The sequence below is a fragment of the Streptomyces sp. NPDC093064 genome (genome assembly GCF_044754605.1).
Taxonomy (GTDB): Bacteria; Actinomycetota; Actinomycetes; order Streptomycetales; family Streptomycetaceae; genus Streptomyces.
Map to the genome: position 1 here is coordinate 1 of NZ_JBIVPK010000147.1, position 1469 is coordinate 1469.

General features: G+C 65.9%; 1 protein-coding gene. It reads right to left on the reverse strand.

Annotated features, from left to right (window positions below; genetic code table 11):
* A partial coding sequence (locus tag ACIQFZ_RS43485) for a reverse transcriptase domain-containing protein (RefSeq protein ID WP_402694006.1) occupies positions 1-1054 on the reverse strand: 1054 nt, incomplete at its 3' end.
* Positions 1055-1469 lie beyond the last annotated feature (415 nt).

Consider the following 1469-nt stretch of genomic DNA (forward strand, 5'->3'; position numbering starts at 1 on the left):
GTGCCCGGATCCGTCGCACGGATGCCTTGCTCGGCTTGATCAGCAGCATGCCGTGATAGCGGCGGACGGTGAAGCCCAGAAAGTCACAGCCCTCATCGAGGTGCGCGATGCGCGTCTTGTCCTCGTTGAAGGCCAGACCTCGGGGCTTGAGCCACCGGGCGAGCCGCTCCTTGACCTGCTGGGCCTCGTCACGGCTGTGACAGAGAACCACCAGGTCGTCGGCGTACCTGATCAGAGTCGGCGAGCCGACTGCCAGTTCACCAGCCCGTGGGCCGGTGAGCCGGTAGTGGACTCCGGCAGCCTCTTCCATCCCGTGCAAGGCCACGTTCATCAGCGCCGGGGAGATGATCCCGCCTTGCGGAACCCCCTCCTCGGTCGGGGCGAAGACGCCGCGGTCGATCACTCCTGCCTTGAGCCACTGCTCGACCAGCCCCCGTGCGGGGAACTGTCCGATGGCGGCCATGAGGCGGTCGTGGTCGATGCGGTCGAACGCCGCTGCCAGGTCCGCGTCAAGGACCCACTGGCGCTTCGGGCTCTTGCCCTTGGCGGCCAGGAAGATCGCTCCGATCGCGTCATGACAGCCACGACCGGGACGAAATCCATAGGATCTCGGCTCGAACCGTGCCTCCCACTCGGGCTCCAACGCGTTCAGCGTCACGGCTTGAAGACACCGGTCGATGATCACGGGAATCCCGAGGCCGCGCTGACGACCGTTGGCCTTGGGGATATAGACCCGCCTGACGGGCAAGGGCTTCCATGAAGCTGCCCGGTGCTGCATCCAGTCGGCCAGTTCGGCCTTCCCCTGGGGCAGCAGGACGACCCGTCCGTCGATCCCTGCCGTCTTGCGGCCAGCGTTGATCTCCGTCGCCCGCCGCACGCTCACCAGCGTGTTGGAGCGGGAGCGGAGCATCAGTTTCTGGAGATTGCGGACCCTCTTGAGGTCCCCTGCCTGTGACGCCGTGAAGATCCGCTGTCTCAGCCGCCGTACTTCGTCCTCCGCGTTCTGCCAGTCGATCGACTGCCAGTCGGTGGACTCGTCCTCAGGTCCGTTCATCGTGGTGACGCTGTCGTCCTGGACGGTATCCGCCACGGATGATGTCGTTGCCACGGTGTCTAACTTGCCCTTCGGTTCCGGCGCTGTTGATCACCGAGTCTTCACAGGCCCACCTGACCCACGTCAGCACCCTTGCGGGTCCGGACAGTGCCCGTATCCGGCCGGTTATGCGGGGCGACCAGCGGAGGTGCTGGCCATCTGCCCCGGTTTCCCGCTGCCTTTCGGCCACCGGCGTTGGCTTCTTGGGTCATCCTGTTCCCGCTGGGGAGTTGGGCCTTCCTTACGGTCGGCTGACCGGACGCTTGCGCGTCCGGACCCCAGCGGGGTTTCCACGTTCCACACGAGTGAGATACGACCGGGGTGGGTGCCCCCTAAACTCCGGGACGGCGATGCTCTCCCGGCTGACGTTGGGTCT